The organism is Streptomyces sp. NRRL B-24572 (genome assembly GCF_002156145.1).
GTDB lineage: Bacteria > Actinomycetota > Actinomycetes > Streptomycetales > Streptomycetaceae > Streptomyces > Streptomyces vietnamensis.
Genome location: NZ_MWIG01000293.1, coordinates 1 through 9,376, shown reverse-complemented (window position 1 = coordinate 9,376; position 9,376 = coordinate 1). Strand labels below are relative to the sequence as shown.

The 9,376-nt window shown below is 74.5% G+C and carries 6 protein-coding genes; all 6 read right to left on the bottom strand.

Annotated features, from left to right (window positions below):
- On the bottom strand, positions 1–1,154 hold a 1,154-nt coding region (locus CCN56_RS18550), incomplete at its 3' end, for a homocysteine S-methyltransferase family protein (RefSeq protein WP_179199897.1).
- Positions 1,151–2,134 (bottom strand): carbohydrate kinase family protein, encoded by a 984-nt coding sequence (locus CCN56_RS18545; protein WP_086828242.1) that lies wholly within the window; start codon positions 2,132–2,134, stop codon positions 1,151–1,153. The genes CCN56_RS18550 and CCN56_RS18545, both read right to left, overlap by 4 nt.
- A 3-nt stretch (positions 2,135–2,137) precedes the next feature.
- The gene (gene metK / locus CCN56_RS18540) at positions 2,138–3,346 is read right to left on the bottom strand and encodes a methionine adenosyltransferase (RefSeq protein WP_086828241.1); all 1,209 of its coding nucleotides are present in this window, start codon (positions 3,344–3,346) and stop codon (positions 2,138–2,140) included.
- Positions 3,347–3,401: 55 nt separating this feature from the next.
- A complete protein-coding gene (locus tag CCN56_RS18535; protein ID WP_143664551.1) occupies positions 3,402–3,656 on the bottom strand; it encodes an acyl-CoA carboxylase epsilon subunit in 255 nt (84 codons plus the stop codon).
- A 20-nt stretch (positions 3,657–3,676) separates the two neighbouring features.
- Positions 3,677–6,541, bottom strand: coding sequence for a type I polyketide synthase (locus CCN56_RS18530; protein ID WP_086828237.1), 2,865 nt, complete (start codon positions 6,539–6,541; stop codon positions 3,677–3,679).
- Between the two features lie 17 nt (positions 6,542–6,558).
- Positions 6,559–9,376, bottom strand: a 2,818-nt coding sequence (locus CCN56_RS18525; RefSeq protein WP_179199896.1) for an SDR family NAD(P)-dependent oxidoreductase, incomplete at its 5' end; no start/stop codon positions are given.

Below are 9,376 nucleotides of genomic sequence, written 5' to 3'. Positions count from 1 at the left end.
GCGCCCTCGCGGATCTGGTCGCGGGCCATCTCCACGCAGTCGTCCCAGCGGCCCTCCAGCATGGCCTCGCGGAACTTCTTCGAACCGTTGGCGTTGGTCCGCTCGCCGATCGCCAGGTACGAGGTGTCCTGCCGGAACGGCACATGGCTGTACAGGGACGAAGCGCCGGGCTCCGGTCGCGGCTCACGCGCCGACGGGGTCAGGCCTCGTACGCGCTCCACGACCTGGCGCAGGTGCTCCGGCGTCGTACCGCAGCAGCCGCCGACCAGGGACAGGCCGTAGTCCCGTACGAACTCCGCTTGTGCGTCGGCCAGTTCGGACGGCGACAGCGGGTAGTGCGCGCCGTCCTTGGTGAGCACGGGCAGGCCCGCGTTCGGCATGCAGGAGAGCGGGATGCGGGCGTGGCGGGCGAGGTGGCGCAGGTGCTCGCTCATCTCGGCCGGGCCCGTGGCGCAGTTCAGGCCGATCATGTCGATGCCGAGCGGCTCCAGGGCCGTCAGGGCCGCCCCGATCTCCGAGCCGAGCAACATCGTGCCCGTGGTCTCCACGGTCACCGAGCAGACCAGCGGGACGTCGATGCCCAGGGCGTCGAGTGCCCGCCGGGCGCCGATGATCGAGGACTTGGTCTGCAGGAGGTCCTGCGTGGTCTCGACGATCAGGGCGTCGGCACCGCCGGCGAGGAGGCCCTCGGCGTTCTGCTGGTAGGCGTCGCGGAGGGTGGCGTAGTCGACGTGGCCGAGGGTGGGCAGCTTGGTGCCGGGGCCCATGGAGCCGAGGACCCAGCGCTGCTGTCCGGTGTTCCGTGTGGACGCGTCGGCGGCTTCGCGGGCGATCCGGGCACCGGCCTCGGAGAGTTCGAAGATCCGGTGGGCGATGTCGTACTCGCCGAGCGCGGCGAAGTTGCAGTTGAAGGTGTTGGTGCCGATGCAGTCGGTGCCGACGGCGAGGTAGGCGTCGTGGACCGAGCGGACGATGTCCGGCCGGGAGACGTTCAGGATCTCGTTGCAGCCCTCCAGCTGCTGGAAGTCCTCCAGGGTGGGGTCCTGGGCCTGGAGCATGGTGCCCATGGCGCCGTCGGAGACGACGACCCGGGCCGCGAAGGCCTCGCGCAGCGCGGCGGCTCTGTTCTTCTGTTCGTTCTTCCGGTCGCTCACAGCGCCCTCGACAGGTGTGCTGCGAGTGCGTCCGCCGCCGTCGGCCCGTACGCCTCGGACAGTCGGAGCAGCAGGTCGTCCCGCTCCGGCTCGTACTCCTGCGTGCCGACCGTCTCCAGGGCGGTCGTGGCGAGCACGCTGCCCAGCTGGGCCGCCCGCTCGATGTCCGTTCCCCAGGCGACGCCCGCGAGGAATCCGGCGCGGAAGGCGTCTCCCACGCCCGTCGGGTCGGCGACCGAGGTCGCCGGTACGGCGGGGACGTCGAGGGTGCGGGCGCCGGCCCGCTGGATGCGGCAGCCGTCGGCGCCGAGTGTCGTGACCCAGAGGCGGGTCCGGCCCAGGACCTGCTGTTCGGTCCAGCCGCTGCGCTCCTGGAGGAGGACGGACTCGTACGCGTTGGTGAAGAGCATGTCCGAGTGGTCGATCAGGGTACGGACCTCGTCCCGTTCGAGGCGGGCGAGCTGCTGGGACGGATCCGCGGCGAGGCGGGCGCCCAGTGCACGGCACTCCGCGGTGTGGCGCAGCATCGCCTCCGGGTCGTTCGGGGAGACGAGCACGAGGTCGAGGCCCCCGGACCGTGCCGCGACCCGGGCGAGGGAGATGGTGCGTGCCTCCGCCATCGCACCCGCGTAGAAGGTCGCGATCTGGTTCTGGTCCGCGTCCGTGGTGCAGACGAACCGCGCGGTGTGCCGTTCCGTGGAGACGTGCACGGAGTCGGTGTCCACGCCGTGGCCCTTGAGCCAGACCCGGTACGGCTCGAAGTCGTCGCCCACCGCGCCGACCAGCACGGGGGACAGACCGAGCCGGCCGAGGCCGAAGGCGATGTTCGCGGCCACTCCCCCGCGGCGGATGTCGAGACGGTCGGCGAGGAAAGACAGCGAGACGTGTTCCAGCCGGTCGGCCACGAGCTGGTCCGCGAACCGGCCGGGGAAGACCATCAGATGGTCCGTGGCGATGGACCCGGTGACGGCGATGCGCACGCGTTACACCCCCGCGGCCTTCTTCAGGGCGTCGACACGGTCGGTGCGCTCCCAGGTGAACTCGGGGAGTTCGCGCCCGAAGTGGCCGTACGCCGCCGTCGCCGCGTAGATGGGCCGCTTGAGGTCGAGGTCGCGGATGATCGCCGCCGGGCGCAGGTCGAAGACCTCGCCGATGGCCTGCTCGATCCGCTGCTGGTCGACGGTTCCGGTGCCGAAGGTCTCGACGAAGAGGCCGACGGGCTCCGCCTTGCCGATCGCGTACGCGACCTGCACCTCGCAGCGCCTGGCCAGGCCCGCCGCGACGACGTTCTTCGCGACCCAGCGCATCGCGTACGCCGCCGAGCGGTCCACCTTCGACGGGTCCTTGCCGGAGAACGCGCCGCCGCCGTGCCGGGCCATCCCGCCGTACGTGTCGATGATGATCTTCCGGCCGGTCAGGCCCGCGTCGCCCATCGGGCCGCCGACCTCGAAGCGCCCGGTCGGGTTGACCAGGAGCCGGTAGCCGTCGGACTCCAGGCTGACGCCCTCCTCGACCAGCTGCTTGAGGACGTGCTCGACGACGTACTCGCGGATGTCCGGGGTCAGGAGGGAGTCGAGGTCGATGTCGGCGGCGTGCTGCGAGGAGACGACGACCGTGTCGAGGCGCACCGGGCGGTCCCCGTCGTACTCGATGGTGACCTGCGTCTTGCCGTCCGGGCGCAGGTACGGCACGGTGCCGTCCTTGCGGACCTCGGTCAGGCGGCGGGAGAGCCGGTGGGCGAGGTCGATGGGGAGCGGCATCAGGGTGGGGGTCTCGTCGGTGGCGTAGCCGAACATCAGGCCCTGGTCGCCGGCGCCCTGGGCGTCCAGCTCGTCGCCCGCGCCCTCGACGCGGACCTCGTGGGCGGTGTCGACGCCCTGCGCGATGTCCGGGGACTGGGCGCCGATGGACACCGACACGCCGCAGGAGGCGCCGTCGAAGCCCTTCGCGGAGGAGTCGTAGCCGATGTCGAGGACGGCGTCGCGCACCAGCTGGGCTATCGGCGCGTACGCGGCGGTGGTGACCTCGCCGGCGATGTGGACCTGACCGGTGGTGATCAGCGTCTCCACGGCCACGCGGGAGGAGGGGTCCTGGGCGAGGAGCGCGTCGAGGATCCGGTCGCTGATCTGGTCGGCGATCTTGTCGGGGTGGCCCTCGGTCACGGACTCCGAGGTGAACAGACGGCGGGACATGGGGACTCTTCTCTCTGTCGGGCAGGTTTCGGTGGGGGCGGGCGTTCGCGCGGGGCTACCGCGCGGCGGCCCAGGAACCCGGGGCTCGATAGGTGCGGTCGAAGCCCCAGGTGGGGGCCGGGACGACGGGACCGCCCGGTGCGGCGCGGCCGGCCGGTGTCCGCGCGCGGAGTACGGCGAGCACGGCCAGGGTGGCGGCGGCGATCTGCTCCTCGTCGGGGAGGCCGCGGACGAAGCGCAGGACGTGTGCCTGCTCCTGCGGGGTCATGGCCGTCGGGGACGCGGCCGTCGTCACGGTTGTCGAGGTCACGGCCTGCGTGGTCACGGCCGTCATGCGGCCCAGGCCAGGGGGGCGGGTTCGGGGTGGTCGGCCGTGTCGTCGGTGGCCGTCCACAGTCGAGGTGCCTCGGGCATGGCGTGGAGCACCCGGGCGAGCGCGAGGCCGGCGAGCGTGCCGCGCGGGACCATGAGGCCGTCGCCGCACGGGGAGCCGTCGACGTCGAGGAGGGAGAGCACCCCCGCGGGAGCCGCTTCCGTGATCGTCCCGGTGAGGGTCCGGCCCAGTGCCTCGTCGTCCGCGGCGTCCGTCAGGTCCACGGTCCGCACGGTGACCCGTGCTCCCTGGGCGGCCAGTTCCTCCACGGCCCGCGTCACGAAGGGCTCGTCGGTGAAACCGGCGGGCACCAGGGCGAGCCAGGTGTCGGCGCCCGCACCGGGCGGGGTGTCCGCCGGCCGCCAGTGCAGCAGGGTGCGTGCGGTGACGGTGCGCTCCGGGGCGCCGAGCCAGTAGTGGTGGCGCTGGAAGGCGTACGTGGGCAGGTCGAGGGGGGCCGCGGCGGCGGGGGGCAGCAGGCCGGACCAGTCGACGGGAGAGCCGTTGACGTACGCCTGGGCGAGTCCGGTGAGCAGGGACGCCCCGCCCGCCAGGTCCACGAGGACGGCGTAGTCTTCCCCGCCGCCGCCCGCGGCGGCCTGCTCCGTGGGACGGAACCAGAGCCAGGACGGCTGGTCGGCGGTGTGCTTCTCGCCCAGCGCGGCGCAGCGCGCGGCGCCGTCGAGGGTGAGGGCCCCCGCGAGGTGGACGGCGGTGGCCTCGTGCACCGGGTGTCCGACGAAGGCGTCCATTTGGGTGCCGAGGGCCCGGCAGGTGCGGACCAGGGCCACGGTGACGGCGAAGAGCGCACAGCGCAGGGTCTGTTCGTCGGCCGGCCGGTCCGGTCCCGCCGGGTCGAGGACCACGTCGCGTACGGGTGCGGTGGTGTAGGGGGTCAGGGCGCGGGCGCAGACGTCCAGGTGCTCCCGGAAGACCGGCGAGGTGTCGGCGAGCTCGCGGGCCATGGCGCGCCACGGGCCGTCCGGGTCGGGCAGGACGTATCCGACGCGCTCGTCGGTGTGGACGCCGACGGTCACGTGCGGGGACTCCTCTCCGGCGGCGAGGGCGCGCAGTCCCCGCTCCAGCTCGTCCCGGTCCTCGCCGACGACCACGGCGCGGTGGGTCAGGGTCGCGCGGGTGGTCGCCAGGGCGTGGGCGACGGCGGTGTCGGGGGCCTCCGGGTGGGCGGTGCTGAATTCGAGGAGTCGCGCGGCCTGGTCGCGCAGGGCCGCCTCGCCGCGGGCGGACACCGGCCAGACGAGGAACGGGGAGGCGAGCACGGGGGTCGGTGCGGGCGCCGGATCGGCGGACCCGGGGGCCCGCTCGACGGACCCGGGAGCCGGAGCGGCGGCCTCGGGGGCCGGCCCGGGGTTCCCGGGCGTCCGCCCGGTTTGTGGGGCCTGTTCGAGGATGACGTGGGCGTTGGTGCCGCTGATGCCGAAGGAGGAGACCGCGGCGCGGCGGGGGCGCCCGGTCTCGGGCCAGTCCACGGCCTCGGTCACCAGCTCCACCGCGCCGGCCGACCAGTCCACGTGCGGGGTCGGCTCGTCGACGTGCAGCGTCTTGGGGACCAGGCCCTCGCGCAGCGCCATCACCATCTTGATGACCCCGCCGACACCGGCCGCGGCCTGGGTGTGCCCGATGTTCGACTTCAGCGAGCCGAGCAGCAGCGGCCGGTCCGCCGGCCGGTTCTTCCCGTACGTCGCGAGGAGTGCCTGTGCCTCGATCGGGTCGCCGAGGCGGGTTCCGGTGCCGTGGGCCTCGACGACGTCCACGTCCGCCGGGCGCAGCCCCGCCCGGTCCAGGGCCTGGCGGACGACCTTCTGCTGGGACAGGCCGTTGGGCGCGGTCAGGCCGTTGCTGGCCCCGTCCTGGTTGACGGCGGTCCCGCGGACGAGGCCGAGCACGCGGCGCCCGTTGCGCACCGCGTCGGACAGGCGCTCCAGGACCAGCAGTCCCGCTCCTTCGCCCCAGCCGGTGCCGTCGGCGGCGGCGGCGAAGGCCTTGCAGCGGCCGTCGGGGGCCATGCCCCGCTGGCGGGAGAACTCGACGAAGACGCCGGGGGTGGCCAGGACGGTGACGCCGCCGGCGAGCGCCAGGTCGGTCTCGCCGGACCGCAGGGACTGGACGGCCATGTGCAGGCCGACCAGGGAGGAGGAGCAGGCGGTGTCCAGGGTGACCGCCGGTCCTTCGAGGCCGAGGACGTAGGAGATGCGGCCGGAGACGACGCTGGAGGTGGTGCCGGTGAGCAGGTGGCCGTCGGCGCCCTCCCACGGGCGGTGCAGGGGCGGCCCGTACTCCTGGGCGATGGCGCCGACGTAGACGCCGGTGTCGCTGCCGCGCAGGGAGAGCGGGTCGATGCCGGCGCGCTCCAGGGCCTCCCAGGAGGTCTCCAGGAGCAGCCGCTGCTGCGGGTCCATCGCGATCGCCTCGCGCGGCGAGATCCCGAAGAACTCGGCGTCGAACTCGCCCGCGTCGTGCAGGAACCCGCCTTCGTACGCGTACGAGGTGCCGTGCCGGTCCGGGTCGGGGTCGTACAGCTCCTCCGTGTCCCAGCCCCGGTCGTCGGGGAGCTCGGTCAGCACGTCGCGGCCTTCGGCGACGAGCCGCCAGAGGGCTTCGGGCGAGGTCGCTCCGCCCGGGTAGCGGCAGGCCATGCCGACGACGGCGACGGGCTCGTCGCGGCGCTCCTCCTCTTCCTTCAGGCGGCGCTTGACCTCGCGGAGTTCGGTCGTCGCCCTGCGCAGGTAGTCGCGCAGCTTGTCCTCGGTGCCGGCGTTGGTCGTGCCGTTCGTGTCGCCGGTGTCGTTCTGGTGCCCCATCGGACCGTCAGCCTTCCTCAGTCGCGGAAAAGATCGAGTTCGTCTTCGAGGGCCGCGAAGAGCTCCTCGTCCGTCGCCGTGCTCAGGTCGCCGCCGCCCGTGTCGGCGTTCGCCTCGGGCTCCCAGCGCTGCAGCAGGGAGCGCAGGCGGGTGCCGATGCCCTGGCGGGTCGTGGCGTCGGGCGCGGCGGCGAGCAGCGCCTCGAACCCGGCCTCCAGGCGGTCGAGTTCGGCCGTGTCGAGACCGCCGCCGCCGTCGGCGCCGGTGGCGCCAGGACCGCCGTCGGTGACGAGTTCTCCGTACAGGTGGTCGGCGATGGCGGCCGGTGTCGGGTGGTCGAAGACGAGCGTCGCGGACAGGCGCAGTCCGGTGGCCGTCTTGAGGCGGTTGCGCAGTTCCACCGAGGTGAGCGAGTCCGAGCCGAGCTCCTTGAAGGCGCGGTTCGGGCCGATCGCGGCCGGCGAGGACTCGCCGAGCACCACGGCGGCGTGTTCGCGGACGAGGTCCAGGAGGACCCTGCGGCGCTCGGCCTCGGGCAGGGGGCCGAGACGGTCGGCGAGCGAGGCCGCGCCGGCGGCGGTGCCGGCCTGGGCGCGGCGGCGTACCGGCTTGCGGACCAGGGAGCGCAGGAGGGCGGGGACTTCGGCGCCGGAGGCGGTGAGTCCGGCGAGGTCGAGCCGGACGGGTACGAGGGCGGGCCGGGTCGCGGTCAGGGCCTCGTCGAGGAGGGCGAGCGCCTCGGCGGTGGGCATCGCGGCCACGCCGGTGCGGGCGAGCCTGCGCAGGTCCTTGTCGTCGAGGGTGCCGGTGAGGGCGCTGGTCTCCTCCCACAGGCCCCAGGCGAGGGACACCGCGGGCAGGCCCTCGGCCCTGCGCCGGTGGGCGAGGGCGTCCAGGAAGGCGTTGGCGGCCGCGTAGTTGGCCTGGCCGGCCGTGCCGAGGGTGCCTGCGGCGGAGGAGAAGAGGACGAACGCGGCGAGGTCCAGGTCGCGGGTGAGCTCGTGGAGGTGCCAGGCGGCGTCCGCCTTCGGCCGCAGGACCCGGTCCACCTGCTCCGGGGTGAGCTGGTCGACGGCGGTGTCGTCGAGGGCGCCCGCGGCGTGGACGACGGCGGTCAGCGGGTGGGCGGGGTCGATGCCGTCGAGCGCGGCCCGGAGGGCGGTGCGGTCGGCGGCGTCGCAGGCCACGACGGTGGCGCGGGCTCCCGCCTCGGCCAGGGCGGCCACCAGCTCGTCGGCCCCGGCGGCGGCCGGGCCCCGGCGGCTGGTCAGGACGAGGTTCCGTATGCCGTGCGCGGTGGCCAGGTGGCGGGCGACCAGGCCGCCGAGGGTGCCGGTGCCGCCGGTGACGAGCACCGTGCCGTCCGGGTCGAGCGGGCGGGGCACGTCCAGGACCAGCTTGCCGGTGTGGCGGGCCTGGGACATGTGGCGGAAGACGGCGGGGGCGTGGCGCAGGTCCCGGGTCATGGCGGGCAGCGGGGTGAGGGTCCCGTCCGCGAAGCGGGCGAGGACCTCGGCGAGCATGTCCCGGACCCGTTCGGGGGCCACGAGGTTCAGGTCGTACGCGTGGTAGGTGGTGCCGGGGTACGCGGCGGCGACGCTGTGGGGCTCGCGGATGTCCGTCTTGCCCATCTCGATGAGCCGTCCGCCGGGTGCGAGCAGCCGCAGCGAGGCGTCGACGAAGTCGCCGGCGAGGGAGCCGAGGACGACGTCCACGCCGCGGCCCCCGGTGGCCTCCCGGATCCGCTGCTCGAAGCCGAGGGTGCGGGAGTCGCAGATGTGGGCGTCGTCGAGGCCGGCGGCGCGCAGGGTGTCCCACTTGCCGTGGCTCGCCGTGGCGTGGACCTCGGCGCCGAGGTGGCGGGCCAGTTGGACGGCCGCCATGCCGACGCCGCCGGCGGCCGCGTGGATCAGGACGGTGTCGCCGGGGCGGACCTCGGCGAGGTCGACGAGGCCGTAGTACGCGGTGAGGAAGGCGACCGGGACGGAGGCGGCCCGGGCGAAGGTCCAGCCCTCGGGGACGGGGGCGATCAGCCGGCTGTCGGCGACGGCCAGCGGGCCGAAGCCGTCACGGACCAGGCCCATGACGCGGTCGCCGGGCTTCAGTCCGGTGACGCCGGGGCCGGTCTCGGCGATCACGCCCGCCGCCTCGTAGCCGAACTGGTCGCGGTCCTCCTCGATCATGCCGAGGGCGAGGACGACGTCGTGGAAGTTCAGTCCCGCGGCCCGGACCGAGATCCGCACCTGGCCGGGGGCGAGTGCCGCGGTGGCCTCCGGCGCCGGGGCGAGGGAGAGGTTCTCCAGGCTGCCCTTGCCCTCGCTCACGAGGCGCCAGGCGTCGTCGCCGGCGGGTACGGGGAGGGCCTGGTCGTCGGCGGCGCGGGCGAGGCGCGGGATGAGGAACCGGCCTGCGCGGACGGCGAGTTCGGGTTCCGTGCGCAGTAGCTCGGGGAGGGCGCCCGGGAGCGGCGTCCGGCTCTCCTCCGTACCGTCGAGGTCGAGCAGGGCGAAGCGGCCGGGGTGCTCGCGCAGGGCGGAGCGGACCAGGCCCCAGACGGCCGCGCCGGTGAGCGAGGCGGGGCGCTCGTGCGGTCCGGTGGCGACGGCTCCGGTGGTGGTGAACACGAGCGGGACGTCGACGAGCCGGTCCTCGGCGAGCCAGGCGCGGATCAGGGCGAGGACGGTGTCGGTCGCGGCGCGTACGGCGTCGGCCGGGGTGGTGTCGGACGGCGCGGGCGTGTCGGCGGCGACGGGGGCGAGCACGGCGGCCGGCGGCCGGGTCCCGGAGGGGAGGGCGGCCGTGCTCGCCCCCGTCGCCGCCGACACGCCCGCGCCG

Excerpts from the sequence above, each read along its gene's own strand:
- metK (WP_086828241.1), bottom strand. The coding sequence starts at position 3,346 with ATGTCCCGCCGTCTGTTCACCTCGGAGTCCGTGACCGAGGGCCACCCC.
- CCN56_RS18530 (WP_086828237.1), bottom strand. The coding sequence starts at position 6,541 with ATGGGGCACCAGAACGACACCGGCGACACGAACGGCACGACCAACGCC.